This is a genomic window from Ruegeria sp. K11 (assembly GCF_056531905.1).
Genome location: NZ_JBQFMP010000003.1, coordinates 204801 through 221382, shown reverse-complemented (window position 1 = coordinate 221382; position 16582 = coordinate 204801). Strand labels below are relative to the sequence as shown.

Genomic DNA, 16582 nt, shown 5'->3' with positions numbered 1-16582 from the left:
TGCCGGTGGTCTTTTGGGGATTTGATTTGAATGTCTAAGCCTTTGGCGGAGTGCCGCTTCGGACCGGGGTATATGGCTAATATAAGGGTGCCAGAGTTTGCAGCAGGAAAAGCCAAAAAAAGCCCGTTTTCTGCGTCAGACTTTGTTGCAGAAGACTGTATTATTGAACGCACCTGCATCAGAGTTTGCGGCACGACCGCATCAGAGTTTGCAGCGGGGTTTTTCATTTCGATGCCCCCTGTAAGCGAACAATGTTCCCGCTCTTCGAAGAACCAAATCTGCTCGCGTCGCCTCGCGCGTGACCCGGCCTGCGGCTTTTTGCGTATATCTTCACCTCATAGTCGTGACCTGCGTTCCAATGCAGAGGTTCGCGTGTGGCCGAGCGGTTTGTGGTTGGTAGCATGGTAAGCCGCCATTCCGGGGCTAGTGCTTTGCCCTTAAGCCCGTTTCCGTATTGCATCGTGCAAACGATCCAACCTTTGGCTTGAAGGTCGGCCATCGCGGTCATGGCGGTTTTGTCGTTAACGCCCATTTCTTTTGCGAGCATTCGGGCCGACAGACCAACTTTGCCGTTGTTGTTGTTGCGGAGTTTCTTACCCTCGGTCCAACACCTCACGCTAAAGTGCATGTAAGCCGCTTGTGCATTCCCGGAGAGGGCTTTCCACGCAGGGATTTTGGTTTCGGAGAATATCCACTTCGCGAACTGGCCTACTCGTTTCTCATTCTTTTTGTCGCGACCCATGGCTCAAATCGCTTTCGCGCTGGGCGTTGCAACTGTTGCAACGGTTGGCATGAGGCTCTGGCCAGTTTTTTCGCGCCACAGACGGATTAGTGTCTCAGGCTGGGTGATGTAGCCAATGGCCTCCCACGCCCGCCCAGCGCCCGGATTTCCGGCCCTACGACGCTGCAAAATCCACTGAAGGTCATCCCGGCAGACAATCACCCGATAAGAGCCGGATACCTTCAGAATTCTATTGTAGTAGTCGGAACATTCCCGGGTTGAGTTTGAGGTGGGTGCTGGACTTCCTTGGAGGGGGGGCAATGAGCAATACCGCTGCATTCCCCGGCAGTTTTTGCCGTTGGTCATTCAATTCTCCTATGGTCTGAGAACGGCGGGGATGCTATATTACGAGCACGCTAATACTTCTCGGTAAAACGCCCCGCCTGTGTTTGTTCACGGTGGGGTGTTTTCTTAGGTGGCTGGCTCTGCATCATTGGCCATCTGATCTGCAGTCAGGGCCGAGAATTCAAAAGAGCAGTGCACTGTGTACTCCACCTCTCCATCTGGAAAGTGCGCGGTTTTCGAATAAGTTGCATGTTTCTCCAGATGCTCTTTCGTGGCTTGATCCACGGGCACCGGAACACCTTTTACGAACTCAATCTTTCCCGGTTGTGAAGGGTTCTCTGGGTTAGGACGCATCAATACGAACCGTTTCGTCTTACCATTGCAGAGCGTGGCCATGTATTCGGGTGTGGGAGTTTTGGTCTTCGACGTGTTCTTGATGCTCATTTCGCATTCCTTTTTTTCGATTGGGTGTGTCAAAGCACTCCCCCACGACCTGTGACGGGTGTGAGAGGCAGCTAGGACTTCGTTTGTAGGGTGGGGTTGCTCAGCCTCGTGCGTTGGCAAACGCCTGCATCGCAGCTTCAACTTCATCTTCTATCCAATAGGATCGGCTGCCGATCTTTATGGGCTTAGGGAACTTTCCCTTTTTGATCAGCCTATAAATCGTCGGCTTGCTAAACGGGTATGACGCTGTGAGTTGGCTCAGAGTGTTATAGCGTTTTTGTGTCTGCATTTTTCTCTCGAACTCCAATCGTGTCTGACTGACCGAGACATGGCAGGTCGAATTGTGTTTGGCGTTTAGAATTACTCACTTAGAAAAAATAAATTGGAGCAAAAGATCGAAGCAGAGTTGGTTCACGAATATTCTGCGCTCTGCAGCGAACACCAATATCTCGTAACCCAGCTGGATTGTCGTCGATGCTAAAGATTAGAGCGTTGAGTGATCCTAGATAGATTTGAATTGCTTTGACCTTGATCCCAGTCTTATCGACGTATGGAATGTAAGTGTCCGACAAAGAAATTTTTCTCGATCGTTGCCAGGCTGCAGTTAGTGCTCTAGCGTTGTACTCATCAATAGTTTTTTGAAGTACTTTGTCCTACGAACTCGTCTAAATAAGAATTTTATAGGGATGGTTGAATGAAGCACATGAATTTGAGGCCTACTTTCTTTGTTTTAGTTGCGTCGACGATAGTGTTGTTCGAATTGAAGCCTGCTGGTGCGCAAGAGATCGATGCAATTGCAGATATATCAGTCAAGTTAGCTTCCAAAGGGGATTTCTTGCTGGCCAGATCGTGCAGCAACGTGTGCTTGGAAAGCGAGCGCCGCTGTACAAATTGGTTTTCGTGTAGGGGAGAAATGTGCTTGACGGACACAGACTTCTCCGAGGCAGAAAGCGATGCAGACGGTCCTGCGGATGGTTCGGAAAAATACAGAGAATGCACTGCTTGGGAAACTGTGTGCGTTAGGTCAGAAAACCAGTGTTCCGAGAACTGGGGAGAACTCACTCCCCAGTTCTTAGATGTGTTTGTAGAAGAGCAAGGCTATGGCAAAACGCAGCGGTTAGGCGGAATAGACAAGTGGTATCGTACGAGTACGTCGCTTAATAATTGTTCAAGTCAACCGCAAACGACGACGACGAACCTAGCGCTGTCTATGACGACAGGTAGCTCAACCACTGTTTCCGATACCGTTTCTCGTACCAATTCTTTCGGGCTGGCTTTACAAGCGGGCTTTAGTTTCTTTGCGTCATCAAGCGTTACCGCCAACTACTCATATGCAAAACAAGTTTCGATGACGAATGCTAGAACAGAAAACGAAACGCAAACTATTGGAATTGCACAGACGGTTCCTATCGTTGCCGCGCCGGGAAAAGAGGTTACCGCGGAACTCAATTCAGTTTCTAGGACCTTTAGAAAGCCATTCGAGGCTTCGGTTCTTGTCGACGGTCCTCTTAATGCAAATTTAGACGACAAAACAATGGTCAGTGATGTCTTGAGCGAAGAGGAACGTAGATATCTCGTTGGAGGTCATATTGATGCCGTTGTCGGTACCGAAGGATTTGTTGAACTCTACGAAAGAAATGCGTCTTGCGAGGGTCGCGATGGCGAAGTGAATTTGATAAAAGCTGGGCAGTCTGTAGTCGATGTCGGAGGCTCTTCCCCAGTAGATGTGATTGAGCGACTATTGCCTGATCAAGTTGTTGTTAAGGAAAACGAGGAATTTCCTGTTTCGTCCGGTGTTTTGGACGGGCTTTCGTTCGGGGATTTGGCTGAAGCATTGATCAAGCGTAGCTTAAATGCGAATGCGTTCGTTGAAAAAAGGCCCGGCGTTATGGGAAGTGGAATGCATCTTTGCCAGTCGACAGATAGTATCGGGCACTCATGCCAAGTTTTCGGCTTCTTCCCTGACTGCAACGCTGCTCTCGTAGGCCTCTCCGCACAGAACTGCTGCTTTGCCACGCCTCAAGGCGGCACGAGCATCAGCTTTACAATGAAGTCTTGTATGTAGTTGATACTCGTTGATGCTAAGGCATCCGTCATTCACGTCTTCTCACCGACAGACGGTTACGATGTTAAATACATGTCAGCCAATTTAGCAACGTGCTGGGGTTTCTCTCCCCAGCCTTGCTCCGTTTCAGCAAATTTGACCCTTTACGAAATGGTCCTCAGTTTGATTTTCGCCCGTTTACTTATGGTTTGGCTGCCATACACAGTGAAAGACCTAGGCAAAATGCGACGCTTATTCGACGAGTTTCTCTTGCAACGCCAAAGTCAGCACCTCACTCATTCGGTGAAACTGGTTTCTGTTGGACCACATAGTGTTTGTTGCCCCAACGGAAGGTGGAAGCCAACTGATGTGGGAATGCCCCGACTTAGTTTTTTCTTTTCTTAGCTCGGTCAGAGCTTGGACAGCGACGTCAGCCCCACTAACCGCGTTTTTTGTCTCAAGTTGTCTGGTGGCGTTGATACCGAACTCTTGTTCCAAGCGCGCGATCAGTGAAACAATAGCCATGTCTCGAAGAAAGTTTTTGGCCGAAGGGAGGCCTAGGTCGGTGTAATTCCATGACTTCTTTGACTTCCACTTCCCCAGAAGGACACTGGATATGAACACTCGTAAGGGTTCCGGGCACGGCTGATTTGAACCGACCAAATCGGCGGCAATTCTGCAAGTAAGTTCATATGCTTCAGGGTGGAGCGCGGCACCATTCACAAGTGGCAAGATATTTGCTGTTGAAATAGCAAATACTTCCCCACGTAAAATTTCTGCTTCGTTGCTTCTTGAAAGATCAAATTTGTACGGCCCAACTTCAATTTTCAATGAGTGAATTATGACGTGGGCGATGGGCCCGTACCAATCCGCACCATGCCAAACAATGAACTTTTCAAAATGGTCTTTTGAGAATTGGACGGCTTCGGCTCGTTCGTCTTCGTTCATGACGTAACAAACTTCAACAATTCAGCATTTTGACCGATCAAATGCTGTGCCCAGCGCTCCATGAGAACACGACGCTGTTCAAGGAAGTCTGTTCTCCGATAGGTGCGTTCTACCTTGCTACCAGTCTCGTGGGCTAGGGCCATTTCTGCGACCTCGCGCGGTGTGTCGGTTGCCTCCGCGCACCATGTGCGGAAGCTGGATCGGAACCCGTGGGGGCGTGCCTCTAATTCCTTTCGCTCCATCAGGCGAGACATCGTAGCATCAGAGATGACGCCTTTGCGGACATTGGGAAATAGGTAGCCGTCTTTTTCGAAAGCCGAAGCCTGTTCAATGATGCGCTGGGCTTCACTCGACAGCGGCACATGGAATTCTTTGCCGGTCTTCATCTTGTCTGCTGGGACAACCCATGTGTCACCGTGCAGTTCGTCCAGATGAATGAACCGAAGCGGCTTGGACCGCACCGCAGTTAGAATTAGTAACCGAAACGCGAGATGTGTGACTGATCCATCATCAAGGCTTGCATAGAATGCGGGAACGTCAATCCAAGGCATAGCAGGAATATGCTTGCGTACCTGACGGGATTTCCCGAGCAGGGCTTTCGCCTTCATCGTGGCTTGCAGGTCAACATCCAGCCCCATCGCTGCCCCGTGCCGGAATACGATGCCCAAGCGGTCCATCGCCTTCTTCGCGGTCTCACCTTTGGAATGCCAGATAGGGGCGAGGGTGTTCTTTATGTCCTGTTGGTCAATCTCTTCAATCGGCACATTCCCTAGTCTGGGAAGGACATGCAGTTCCAGCGGCGAGAACCAACGCCCAGCCTTGCCGTCACCTTTTAATTCGGCCTGACGAGCGGCGAATGCTTCTTTCGCCACCACGCTCAAAGTGTGATCGGCCTTGGCCGCTTCCCGGCGTATCCGTTCGCGTTCTTTGATTGGGTCTTTTCCCTGACGGGCGACGGCTCTCCATTTTTCAGCCTCTTCTCGGGCTTCTTTCAGTGTGACGGCGGACAAAGCCCCCAAACCCATCTCTCTACGACGCCCGTGGACATGAACTCGAAGGAACCACTTGCCGCCATCGCCATCTTTTTTGTGCAACCAGAGGCCCCCGCCGTCCGAGTATTTGCCGGGTTGGGCATTCTTGACCTGCAATGATGATAGCTTGTTGAGTGCTGGCATTGGTCCACCCTCTGGTCCACCTTTTACTGTGAGACACAGTGAACCATCCTGAAGCGAATGGAAACCACATATTTATGTTTTGCAGTGGTTTAGTCGAATTTTTGAGACAACCTGAAACGGTCAGAAATATGCGTGTTCAAGTCTTCAATGCATCTCGACCGCACCAAGTACTAGATTTTCAACAGTTTTCTTCGCCGAATGTAACGGTAAATGGACCCTTTTGAGATGGATGTGCGGGTGCCAAAGGGTCTCTTTAAGAGGGGCAACGGATACGCGGTCAGAGTCGCAGTACCTAACGAATACCAAGCTATCATCGGTAAGAAAGAGATCGTGCGGGGTCTCGGAACGCAGGACTTAGCTGAGGCTCTGGTCAGGCGAAAAGAGGTCTCGCCGGAGATTCTGGCTTCGACTGGTGAGGGCTCAACCCCTGAACCAAAAGTCAAACAGGTTGCCAGACATAACCCGCAAGAGGGGACTACTGTTAGGGACACGGGGCTTCGCTGGCTCAGGGAAGCGGACGGGATCAAAGAATCTACCAAAGCGAGGTATCGGCCGCACCTTGAGGGCTTCGAGGCTTACCCAGTGGTCCACCTTATGTTCTGAGGCGCAGTGAGCCAATTTTACATGAATGGAAACATCGTTTTGATGTTTTGCAGGAGTTTAGCCGAGCTCCCAAGACCACTTGCAATGACAAGAAACACGCATATTCAAGTCATCAACATGCGTCGGTTGCACCAGCTTACCGATATCAATGTCAGTTCAGTCTCAGCTTAAGCGTGCGCCCTGTGAATCGAAGCGGTAGGTGCGGTCCGGGGTGTAGCCCAGGCGGACAGTTTGGCCTGTTCCGACCGGAATCTGGCCGAACAGGCGGGCTGTGATCTGGTGATCCTGTACCCTGGCAATCACGTTGGTGTCTCCGCCCAGATGTTCGACATGGGTGACATTTGCCGTGATCGGACCGTCATCGGACAAAAACAGATCTTCGGGCCGCACGCCCATGGTGGCATCTCCGCCGTCGCCCAGCAGACCGGCCGGAAAGAAGTTCATTGACGGCGCGCCGAGGAAACCGGCGACGAACTGGTTTATGGGGTTGTTATACAGATCCATCGGGCTGCCGACCTGTTCCACACAGCCGTCGCGCAGGACGACGATCTTGTCGGCCAGTGTCATCGCCTCGGTCTGGTCGTGGGTGACATAGATCATCGAGGCATCGAGCTGCTGGTGCAGGTTGGCGATCTCCAACCGCGTGTTCATGCGCAGGGCGGCGTCCAGATTGGACAGAGGCTCGTCGAACAGGAACAGCTTGGGTTCGCGCACGATGGCGCGGCCGATGGCGACGCGCTGACGCTGGCCGCCTGACAGCTCGGAAGGGTAGCGGTCGATGTAAGGTTCGAGGTTCAGCATCTTGCTGGCCTTGGCGACGCGGTCTTCGATGACCTGCTTGCTCTGGCCTTCCTGTTTCAGCGCCAGCGACATGTTCTTGCGGACGTTCAGGTGGGGGTAGAGCGCGTAGCTTTGGAACACCATCGCAATGCCGCGTTTCGAGGGCGGGGTGAGGTTCATAAGGTCTCCGCCGATGCGGACCTCGCCCGAGGTCACGTCCTCAAGCCCTGCGATCACGCGCAGAAGGGTAGACTTGCCGCAACCCGAGGGGCCGACGAAGACGACGAACTCGCCGTCTTCGACTTCGATGTTGATATCCTTCAGGACTTTGACAGTGCCGAAGGATTTGTTCACGTTTGTAAGCGTCAGGGCGGTCATTTGGATGCCTCTTTCAGCGAAATTGGTCGGCCGGTGCGGATGCTTTCATCGGCGGCCAGACATATGGCCAGCGATTGCACTGCGTCGTTCATGTGGCGGGTCAGGTCGGTGTCTTCAGCGATGGCGCGCAGCATATAGGCCTGCTCGGCATCGCAGAGCTCCTGATGGCCGGGTTCATCGGGCATGTCGATCATCTGGTCGCCGTCTGGGCGGTGGACCAGAAGACCTCCGACCTTGGTGTGGCCGTCGATGTCAGCCGACGCGCCCTTGTTGCCGTCAGTGATCGAGACCGATCCGTTGGGTGAGACGATGTCTTTCACGAAGAACGCAGTCTCGGACATCATCGGACCCCATCCGGCCTCGTACCAGCCGACTGAGCCGTCCTCGAAGATCACCTGAAACTGGCCGTAATTGTACATGTCCTCGGCGATCTCATCGCTCAGGCGCAGGCCCATGCCGTGGACGCGTACAGGGTCGGAATCGGTGATCTGGCACATCACATCGACATAGTGGACGCCGCAATCGACGATGGGCGAGGTGGTCTGCATCAGCGCCTTGTGTGTCTCCCACTCGGCCCCGCTGCTTTGCTGATTGAGGTTCAGGCGGAAGACGTAAGGCCCGCCAAGGTCGCGCGCCTCGGCGATCAGGCGCATCCATGAGGGATGGTGGCGCAGGATGTAGCCGATGACCAGCTTGCGGTTGGTTTCAATGGCCTTTGCGACGACGCGCTTGGCGTCCGCCACTGTGGTCGCCAGTGGCTTTTCGACAAAGACATGCGCGCCTGCCTCCATCGCCGCGCAGGCGAAATCGGCGTGGCTGTCGGAGTAGGTGGCGACGACCACCAGATCGGGGTTCGTCTCGGCCAGAGCCGCGTGAAAATCGGAATAGGCCGGGTAGCCAGCCAGATCGGGATGATCTACGCGACCGGATCGATTGACCAGACCGACGATCTGCGCGTCCGGGTGGTTGTGATGGGCCAGCGCGTGGCTCAGGCCCATATTACCGAGGCCTGCGATCAGAACTTTGGTCATTTGACAGCTCCTGAAGTGATGCCGCGGATCAGTTGGCGCGAGAAGATGACGTAAAGCACCAGCACCGGCAGGATCGCCATCGACAGCGCCGACAGAACCGCGTTCCAGTCCGTGACGAACTGGCCGATGAAGACCTGGCTGCCCAGCGTCAGGGTCTTGGTCTCCTCAGCGGGGGCGAGGATCAGCGGGAACCAGAGGTCATTCCAGATCGGGATCATGTTGAACACGGCCACCGTCGCCATGGCCGGGCGGACCAAAGGCAGGACCAGTCGGAAAAAGATCGTATATTCCGACAGGCCATCAACACGGCCTGCGTTTTTCAGATCGTCGGACACTTGCCGCATGAACTCGGAAAGGATGAACACGGCCAATGGCAACCCTTGCGCCGTATAGACAAGGATCAGCGCCCAGAGGGTATTCACCAACCCGGTCGCCACCATCAGTTCAAGGATCGCAACCGTACCGATGCGGATCGGGATCATGATCCCCAGCGCAAGATAGAGGCCCATGAGGGTGTTGCCCTTGAACTTGTACTCGCTCAGCGCGAACGCAGCCATGGCCCCGAACAGCAGGATGAAGGTCAGCGACACCACGGTCACGATCATCGAGTTCTGAAAGTAGAGGAAGAAATCCCCTTGCTTCATCACCGTCTGGTAGCCGATCAGCGAGAAGCTCTCGGCATCGGGCAGGGCCAGCGGTTCGCGAAAGATCGAACGGCGGCTTTTGAAGCTGTTGATGATGATCACAAAGACCGGAAACAGGGCGATCAGCGTATAAAGGATCAGAGCCCCGTGCATGGCGGCGGTGTTCAGCGGATTGGAACGTGCTTTGTTCATCGCTTGGCCCTCACAACTGATACCGGCGCATTCGGGTCTGGATGCCGAACAGGTAGATGCAGACGCCCACAAGGATGATCGCGAACATGGCTCCGGCGATGGCCGATCCCATATGCGGGTCGCCCAGTTGCAGTTGGAAGCCAAAGAAGGTGCGGTACATGAAGGTGCCGAGGATATCGGTCGAGAAGTCGGGGCCCGCCAGTGCGCCTTGTGACACATATATCAAATCGAACGCGTTGAAATTGCCCACGAATGTCAGGATCGAGATGATCCCGATTGACGGCAGGATCAGCGGCAGCTTGATCTTCCAGAAGGCTGACGCTCCGGTGATGCCGTCAATCTCTCCGGCCTCAAGGATTTCTTCGGGGATCGACAGCAGAGCGGCGTAAATCAGCATCATGGGGATGCCGACGAATTGCCAGACCGAGACCAGCGCCAGCGTGGTCAGGGCGTACTCTTCTTTGCCCAGCCACGGTGCGAACAGCGATTTCAAACCAACGGCGTCCAGCATTGAGGGTGCGATGCCCCAAAGCGGCGACAGGATCAGCTTCCATGCGAAGCCGACGATGACAAAGCTCAGGACCGTTGGGATGAAGATTGCGGACCGATACAGGGCCGAAAACCGAAGGCGCGGATGGCTTAGCAGTGCAGCCAGGGCGATACCGATCGGGTTCTGCACCAACATGTGGATCAAAAAGAACCAGAAGTTGTTGCCTAAGGCATTCCAGAACTGCTCGGACCAGATCGGGTCGAAGAATAACGTGCGGAAATTCCGCAAGCCCACGTAGATGCGCGCCTGATCGACCTCGGAAAACAGTGCAAGGCGCAGCGTGTTGAACAAAGGGAAGATCATCACCGCCGTGTAGACCAGCACCGCAGGGGCAAGGAAAACGACGATGTGCCAGCGGATGCGGCGGGTCTGCATGGGATTCTCCGGGGGGATAAGGAACCGGACGCGACACACGCCGCGTCCGGTGTGAGTGGTTCAGGTTTTACTGGTGCGGTGCATACCAGCTGGCCAGACCTTCCTGCAGGCGTGCGCTGGCTTCTGCCGGAGTTTCCGCACCTTTGACGACTTGCGCCGCAGCATTCCAGGTTTCGTTCTCAAGGTTCGGTGTACCGCGCGACAGGATCTGATAGGTCGAGCGGATGGTCGCCTCGCAATCGTTGCGCCAGCTTACGAACTCCTTAGCCAGCGGGTCCTGCAATTCGACCGGAGCGCTTGAGAGCGGGAAGAAGCCGGGCAGGGCGTTGCCGAAGATGTCAGCGAATTCGGGCGAGGCCACCCATGCCAGAAAAGTCTGCGCAGCTTCGGGGTGCTCGGTCGCAGTATTCATGCCGATACCGATATCGGTATGATCCGAGATGTAGCAGGTGTCGCCCGCGGCACGCACCGGCGGCTTGAAGGCACCCATCTCAAAGTCGGCCTGCGCATTGAAACCCGAGATTTCCCAGCTTCCCGCAGGATAGATTGCAGCGCGGCCCAGCGTGAAGATGTTCTGGCTGTCCGGATAGGTCTGTGCTTCGTACCCGTCGCCCAGATAATCCTTCCAGCGTGCAATCGTTTCATAGGGCTCGACCCATTGTGGGTCTGTCAACGATTGTTCGCCCGCAATCAGCGCCAAACGCCCTTCTTCACCTTTCCAATAGGTGGGGCCGATGTTCTGATATCCCATTGTGGCCGCTTCCCACTGGTCATTGGTGCCCATCGCCATCGGGATATAGGTGCCGTCTTCCTTGAACTTGTCCAGTGCCGCAAAGAACTCCGCTTCGGTGGTCGGGACGTCGATACCCAGTTCGTTGAAGGCGTCCTTGTTATAGATGAAGCCATGAATGACCGAGGCCATCGGGACGCAGAAGGTGGCCGAGCCGTCATCGGTCTGCCATGCCGATTTGGCCACGTCTGAAAAGTTGCTCATGGCGGGCATCGCCGTCAGATCCGCAAGATGCCCGTTGTTGTACAGCCCCAACGAACGGTCGAATGGGCGGCAGGTGAGGATGTCGCCCGCCGAGCCGGCCTCGAGCTTGGCGTTGACGGCGGCGTCGTATTCAGTCGGGCTGTAAGGAGAAAAGACCAGTTTAATGCCGGGGTTGGCGGCCTCAAAAGCCGGAATGATCTTTTCCTGCCACAGAGTCAGGTCGTCGTTGCGCCAGCTTTCGATGGTCAGCGTGACGTCTTCGGCATAGGCGCTTGTGGCGACCAGCGCCGTGCTCATCAAAGCAAGGCCCAGAACTTTGCGTGTCATTTGGTATCTCCCAGGTTGATAGTGTCGTTGTTATGGTTCAGTCGTTCCATCGCGGGGCGCAGATGCCCGTTGAACTCTCGCAACAATTGATGTGCGGTTTCAAGCGTTTGCGCGCCGGTAGCCAGCAGAGCGGCGCATTTCAGGTTGCCATCGGCCTGCGTCAGGACCTGCTCGGCCTTTTCGGGGCTTGCGCCGGTGAGTTGGCAGACGATGCCTTTGGCGCGGGCGCGCAGTTTGTCATTGTCTGCGCGCAGATTGATCATCATGCCGTCCTGAATATGACCCAGTTCCACCGCCATGAGCGTCGACAGCATATTCAACGCGATCTTTTGCGCGGTGCCGGCCCCCATGCGGGTTGATCCCGAAATCACCTCGGGCGGCGTTTGCAGCAGAACCGCGTGGTCGGCGAGTTGCAGCAGTTCGGAGTTCGCATTGTTTGCGATGCCAACAACCGTCGCGCTCTTGGCTTTCGCCATACGGGCGGCCGCAACTGTGTAAGGGGTTGTGCCGCTGGCTGAGACGGCGATCATCGTGTCCGACTGGGACAGATCGGCCAGCTCCAACTCCAGCTCGTCGGCAACATCTTCTACATCGCCGGGCATTTCGGCATGTTTCGGCAGGCCACCGGCCATGTGGATGCGAATCTGGTCCGAAGGGATCGAGAATGTGCCCCCCAGCTCCAGCGCGTCTGAGGCGGCCATCAGGCCGGATGATCCTGCCGCCAGATACCGCAGGATACCGCCGGAATGAAGGGTTTCCGCCATAGCCCTGGCCCCGGCGCAAATCGGGTCCAGCGCGGTCTGGGGTGCGGTGGCTGCCTGAGATTGCCCGGCGGCCAACAGTGCCGCGACCTCGGCCAATGGTCTGGCGTCCAGTCCGATCGCATCCTGATGCAGCTGTTCTGTGACTGGCGTCGTCACGTGATTCCCCCTATGGCTTTCACGCATCATACCTTTTAGATACCATTAGTCTACCATTTTTGTTTATCGCCACAGCTTAGCTTGAAATTCTATCAAAATCCAAACCCTGGATGCTGTTTGGTCTTCAAAATAGCTAAAAGGTATTATAAAGGTATCCGTATGACTCGAGTTGCTGACACCTATGTTTTGGCTATTGATGGCGGTGGAACGCGGTGCAGAATCGCGCTGTCTGATGGCGTCGATACACGCCGGGTCGAGGTCGGGGCGGCCAATGTGTCGACAGATTTTCAAGCTGCGCTCGCCGAAATTCAGCGCGGTTTGAAGCAGTTGGCCGATGCATGTGATTTGACGGACGCCGAGTTGGCGCGCGTCTCTGCATATCTGGGATTGGCAGGCATAACGGGTGAACAGATAGCTGGGCGATTAATGGCGGCTCTACCGTTCCGGCATGTTCGAATCGCAGATGATCGCGCGGCCGCGCTGCGTGGGGCATTGGGCCCGCAAGACGGGTTCATTGCACATTGCGGAACTGGATCGTTTCTGGCTGGGCAGTTGGACGGCGACACCCGGTTCGCGGGCGGATGGGGCCCGGTGCTGGGCGATCAGGCATCAGCGCAATGGGTTGGGCGCAAGGCTCTGTCACTGACTTTGGATTGCGTTGATGATGTGACGGAACGCTCAACGCTGGCTGATCAGCTGTTGGCGCGCTTGGGTGGGGCCGCGGGGATCGTGCAGGCGGCCGGGTGTATGTCGCCGACCGAATTCGGGGCGTTGGCACCGATGGTCACCCATGCCGCCGGGCAGGGCGATCCTTTGGCGCTGAGCATTCTGGGTGACGGTGCGACCTATCTGGCGGACCGGATGGTGAAAATGGGGTGGGCCAGGGGTCTGCCGATCTGTCTGACGGGCGGTATCGGCCCGTATTACGCCGAGTATCTGCCGCAAGACATGCGGACTGCCCTGATCCGCCCCAAAGGCGATCCGTTATCCGGAGCCATCGCGCTTGCACATGCGTTTCACGAGGAGATCGAAGATGAGCATTGCTGATTTCCTGCGCCCGGACGGCTGGTTGGGGCATACGGCGGGGCCGCGCTATGTGCAGCTGCGCCAACGGCTCGAGGAAGGGATCGCCGCAGGCATCCTGCCGCCCAACAGCTCGCTTCCTCCGGAACGCGAAATCGCCGAGTTGACCGATCTGTCGCGGGTCACGGTCCGCAAAGCCATTCAAGAGCTGGTGCGCAAGGGCGCGGTCGAACAACGACAGGGCTCGGGCTCTTTCGTGCGCGAGCCGGTTGCGCGCGTCGAACAATCTCTGTCGCATCTGACATCCTTCACCGAGGACATGGAGCGGCGCGGAATGAAGACGACATCGACCTGGTTGGAGCGCGGAATCTTTCTGCCTTCGCCGGATGAGATGATGGCGCTGGGCCTGTCGGCCAACGATCAGGTGGCACGCATTCACCGCCTGCGCGAGGCAGGCGGGCGGCCCATGGCTTTGGAGCGCGCGTCGCTGCCGCTGGATATCCTGCCCAACCCGACTGAGGTCACCGGCTCTCTTTATGCGTTTCTAGATCAGTCGGGGTTTCGCCCGGTTCGGGCCATCCAGAAAATCTCGGCCATCAACCTCGAAGCGCCTGAAGCAAGGTTACTGGATGTTGCCGAAGGAACGGCCGGGTTGCGCATTCAGCGTACCTCGTATCTGGAAAGCGGCCGCGTCGCGGAACTGACCCGGTCCATCTATCACGGCGATGCTTACGATTTTGTGGCAGAGCTTCGCCTGTCAAACTGAAAGGCACGGAAAATGCTCTCCGACACTACCCAAATGAGGCTGGAAATCAATGAGATACCTGCCGCAGTTGAACGCTTGCTGGCCGATGATGCCGGAGCGATTTCCATGGCCGCCAATGCGATCCGGGACCACGATCCGCATTTTCTGATTTCCGTGGCGCGCGGGTCTTCGGATCATGCGTGCAGCTATCTGAAATATGCCGCCGAACTGCTGTTGGGCCTGCCCATGGCGTCGGTCGGCCCGTCGGTCAAGTCCATATACGGCGTAGACATGCGCTGCGCGGGTGCGGCCTGCATTGCCATTTCCCAGTCCGGTCAAAGCCCCGACATAGTCCAACTGACAAGCTCACTGACTGCAGGCGGGGCGTATTCGGTGGCGATCACCAACAACCCGGCCTCGGCACTGGCCGGGGTTGCGTCTGCGACCCTGCCCATCCATGCGGGCCCGGAATTGAGCGTGGCCGCGACCAAGACTTTCGTGACGTCTCTGGTGGCGGGTCTTTGGCTGTTGGCCGAGATAAAAGGTGACGACACGCTTTTGACGTCGATCCGCAGCTTGCCGGAGGTTTTGGGCAGAGCCATCGCCTGCGATTGGGGCCAAGTTGTCGAAGCCGTCAACGGGCAGTCGCTGTTCACGCTGGGGCGCGGCATGTCCTGGGCGGTCTCGAATGAGGCCGCGTTGAAGTTCAAGGAAACCTGCCAAATTCACGCTGAAAGTTACTCCTCAGCCGAAGTTTTGCACGGACCGGTCTCAATCGTGGATCAAGGATTCCCGGTTCTGGCGTTTGCGTCCGGTGACGCGACCGAGTCCAATATAGCCGAGGTTGCGGATGCGCTGGTCGCCAAGGGTGCACAGGTCTTTGCGACTTCGGATCGGGTAAAACAGGCCGTTGCGCTGCCGCATGTGCGCACATCACACTGGATGACTGACCCGGTGGCCTCGATTGCCTCGTTTTACGGGATGGTCGAAGCGGTGGCCAAGCGTCGCGGCATCAACCCGGACACGCCCCGTCATCTGAGAAAAGTGACGGAAACCGTATGAGCGGCCAGACCATCACGTTCTCAGGCGGTCGCATTTTTGACGGCCAGACGATTTGGGACGATCATGCGGCCCGGTTCGCGGATGGCGCGCTGGTCGGGATCATTCCCCGAACTGAGCTGACCCGGGATGAAGCGGTGATCGATTTGACAGGCGACATCCTCAGCCCCGGTTATGTGGATCTTCAGGTCAATGGTGGCGGTGGGATCATGTTCAATGATGACCCGTCGGTGGAGACACTGGGGCGCATCGCGGCGGCGCATCACCAGCTGGGCTCGACAGCGATTTTACCGACGCTGATCACCGATACGCCGCCAAAGACGCGGGCGGCCATTGCTGCGACCGTTCAGGCTGTGCAGCAGCAGATACCCGGGATTGCTGGCTTGCATCTTGAGGGGCCGCATTTGTCGGTGCGGCGCAAAGGCGCGCATGACAGCGCGTTGATCCGGCCAATGACGGATGACGATCTTGACCAGCTGATCGCCGCGCGCCACGACTTGCCTGCCTTGCTCGTGACGTTGGCCCCCGAGAACGTCAGTATAGATCAGGTCAAAGCGCTGAGCGGCGCCGGTATTCTGGTTTCGCTGGGCCATTCCGACGCGTCATTTGACACCTGTCTGGCATACGCACAGGCTGGCGCGCGCTGCGCCACACATCTGTTCAACGCCATGAGCCAGCTTGGCAGCCGAGAACCCGGTCTTGTAGGCGCGGCCCTGAATTGTGAAACCATGTCGGCCGGACTGATCGCGGACACGGTGCATGTTCATCCTCGAACCATGCAGATGGCCTTTGCGGCGAAACGTGGACCGGGGCAGATCTTTCTGGTCAGCGATGCCATGGCTGTTGCCGGGACCTCGCACCAGGATTTCCGCCTTGAGGGCCGCCTGATCCGCCGCGAAAACGGTAGATTAACGCTAGAGGACGGCACTCTTGCCGGGGCTGATCTGGACCTGACCACTGCCGTGCGTGTTCTGAACCAGCAGGTCGGTATCCCGCTGGAGCAGGCTTTGGCCGCCGCGACCCGTGTCCCGGCGGACCTTATCGGCGCATCGGCTGGCAGGCTGTCCCTGAACACGGCCATTCGGATATCTGATGATCTGTCGCACGCAACGCCGGTTCCGGGGGGGTAGCAAACCGGGGAAAGTTTGCATCACTCTGCGCACGGGGCCATTTCCAATCTCGCGGGCTGCAACCACGTTGTGTATCACTTGGCGCATGACTTATCGGAAGCAGGTGCCAAGTGCATAGTTTAGCAATGATATCCATGGGGGAACATGCGCGGAT

At 56.2% G+C, this 16582-nt stretch carries 17 protein-coding genes; 6 read left to right on the top strand and 11 right to left on the bottom strand.

Annotation, left to right across the window (positions count from 1 at the left end):
• Nucleotides 1-223: 223 nt before the first annotated feature.
• From ACR0K4_RS06110 to ACR0K4_RS06100, 3 genes are all read right to left on the bottom strand, one after another.
• Entirely contained in the window at nucleotides 224-742 is a 519-nt protein-coding gene (locus ACR0K4_RS06110; RefSeq protein WP_480853250.1) for a hypothetical protein, read from the bottom strand.
• Between the two features lie 450 nt (nucleotides 743-1192).
• Nucleotides 1193-1510, bottom strand: coding sequence for a hypothetical protein (locus tag ACR0K4_RS06105; RefSeq protein ID WP_480853249.1), 318 nt, complete (start codon nucleotides 1508-1510; stop codon nucleotides 1193-1195).
• Between the two features lie 100 nt (nucleotides 1511-1610).
• Complete coding sequence (locus ACR0K4_RS06100; protein WP_480853248.1) at nucleotides 1611-1799, bottom strand: helix-turn-helix transcriptional regulator; 189 nt, start codon at nucleotides 1797-1799, stop codon at nucleotides 1611-1613.
• Nucleotides 1800-2204: 405 nt separating this feature from the next.
• Here ACR0K4_RS06100 and ACR0K4_RS06095 point away from each other — a divergent pair, with 405 nt between their 5' ends.
• Nucleotides 2205-3575 carry a hypothetical protein gene (locus ACR0K4_RS06095; RefSeq protein ID WP_480853247.1) on the top strand — a complete coding sequence of 457 codons (1371 nt, stop codon included), beginning with the start codon at nucleotides 2205-2207 and terminating at the stop codon, nucleotides 3573-3575.
• Between the two features lie 231 nt (nucleotides 3576-3806).
• On the opposite strand, the gene ACR0K4_RS06090 is transcribed toward ACR0K4_RS06095, so the two are convergent.
• Nucleotides 3807-4502 (bottom strand): hypothetical protein, encoded by a 696-nt coding sequence (locus tag ACR0K4_RS06090; RefSeq protein ID WP_480853246.1) that lies wholly within the window; start codon nucleotides 4500-4502, stop codon nucleotides 3807-3809.
• The gene (locus ACR0K4_RS06085) at nucleotides 4499-5677 is read right to left on the bottom strand and encodes a tyrosine-type recombinase/integrase (protein ID WP_480853245.1); all 1179 of its coding nucleotides are present in this window, start codon (nucleotides 5675-5677) and stop codon (nucleotides 4499-4501) included. Before ACR0K4_RS06085 ends, ACR0K4_RS06090 begins: the two co-directional genes overlap by 4 nt.
• Nucleotides 5678-5887: 210 nt before the next feature.
• On the opposite strand from ACR0K4_RS06085, the gene ACR0K4_RS06080 reads away from it, so the two are divergent.
• Nucleotides 5888-6280 (top strand): DUF6538 domain-containing protein, encoded by a 393-nt coding sequence (locus ACR0K4_RS06080; protein ID WP_480853244.1) that lies wholly within the window; start codon nucleotides 5888-5890, stop codon nucleotides 6278-6280.
• Between the two features lie 162 nt (nucleotides 6281-6442).
• Here ACR0K4_RS06080 and ACR0K4_RS06075 read toward each other — a convergent pair whose 3' ends face one another.
• The 6 genes from ACR0K4_RS06075 to ACR0K4_RS06050 form a co-directional block, all read right to left on the bottom strand.
• Nucleotides 6443-7438: an ABC transporter ATP-binding protein gene (locus ACR0K4_RS06075; protein WP_480853243.1), complete on the bottom strand. Its 996-nt coding sequence runs from the start codon at nucleotides 7436-7438 to the stop codon at nucleotides 6443-6445.
• Nucleotides 7435-8469, bottom strand: coding sequence for a Gfo/Idh/MocA family protein (locus tag ACR0K4_RS06070; RefSeq protein ID WP_480853242.1), 1035 nt, complete (start codon nucleotides 8467-8469; stop codon nucleotides 7435-7437). The genes ACR0K4_RS06075 and ACR0K4_RS06070 overlap by 4 nt, the downstream gene beginning before the upstream one ends.
• Nucleotides 8466-9305, bottom strand: coding sequence for a carbohydrate ABC transporter permease (locus ACR0K4_RS06065; RefSeq protein WP_480853241.1), 840 nt, complete (start codon nucleotides 9303-9305; stop codon nucleotides 8466-8468). Before ACR0K4_RS06065 ends, ACR0K4_RS06070 begins: the two co-directional genes overlap by 4 nt.
• Nucleotides 9306-9315: 10 nt before the next feature.
• Entirely contained in the window at nucleotides 9316-10230 is a 915-nt protein-coding gene (locus ACR0K4_RS06060; RefSeq protein ID WP_480853240.1) for a carbohydrate ABC transporter permease, read from the bottom strand.
• A 67-nt stretch (nucleotides 10231-10297) separates the two neighbouring features.
• Nucleotides 10298-11551: an ABC transporter substrate-binding protein gene (locus tag ACR0K4_RS06055; protein ID WP_480516203.1), complete on the bottom strand. Its 1254-nt coding sequence runs from the start codon at nucleotides 11549-11551 to the stop codon at nucleotides 10298-10300.
• Nucleotides 11548-12471 (bottom strand): N-acetylmuramic acid 6-phosphate etherase, encoded by a 924-nt coding sequence (locus tag ACR0K4_RS06050; protein ID WP_480853239.1) that lies wholly within the window; start codon nucleotides 12469-12471, stop codon nucleotides 11548-11550. The genes ACR0K4_RS06055 and ACR0K4_RS06050 overlap by 4 nt, the downstream gene beginning before the upstream one ends.
• A 159-nt stretch (nucleotides 12472-12630) precedes the next feature.
• Between ACR0K4_RS06050 and ACR0K4_RS06045 the strand changes: the two genes are divergently transcribed.
• The 4 genes from ACR0K4_RS06045 to nagA are packed head-to-tail and all read left to right on the top strand — an operon-like array spanning nucleotide 12631 to nucleotide 16428.
• Nucleotides 12631-13518, top strand: a complete 888-nt coding sequence (locus ACR0K4_RS06045; protein ID WP_480853238.1) for a glucosamine kinase nucleotide-binding domain-containing protein — start codon at nucleotides 12631-12633, stop codon at nucleotides 13516-13518.
• Nucleotides 13505-14260 carry a GntR family transcriptional regulator gene (locus ACR0K4_RS06040; protein WP_480516209.1) on the top strand — a complete coding sequence of 252 codons (756 nt, stop codon included), beginning with the start codon at nucleotides 13505-13507 and terminating at the stop codon, nucleotides 14258-14260. The genes ACR0K4_RS06045 and ACR0K4_RS06040 overlap by 14 nt, the downstream gene beginning before the upstream one ends.
• Nucleotides 14261-14272: 12 nt before the next feature.
• Nucleotides 14273-15301: an SIS domain-containing protein gene (locus ACR0K4_RS06035; protein WP_480853237.1), complete on the top strand. Its 1029-nt coding sequence runs from the start codon at nucleotides 14273-14275 to the stop codon at nucleotides 15299-15301.
• Nucleotides 15298-16428, top strand: coding sequence for an N-acetylglucosamine-6-phosphate deacetylase (gene nagA / locus ACR0K4_RS06030; RefSeq protein WP_480853236.1), 1131 nt, complete (start codon nucleotides 15298-15300; stop codon nucleotides 16426-16428). The genes ACR0K4_RS06035 and nagA overlap by 4 nt, the downstream gene beginning before the upstream one ends.
• Nucleotides 16429-16582 lie beyond the last annotated feature (154 nt).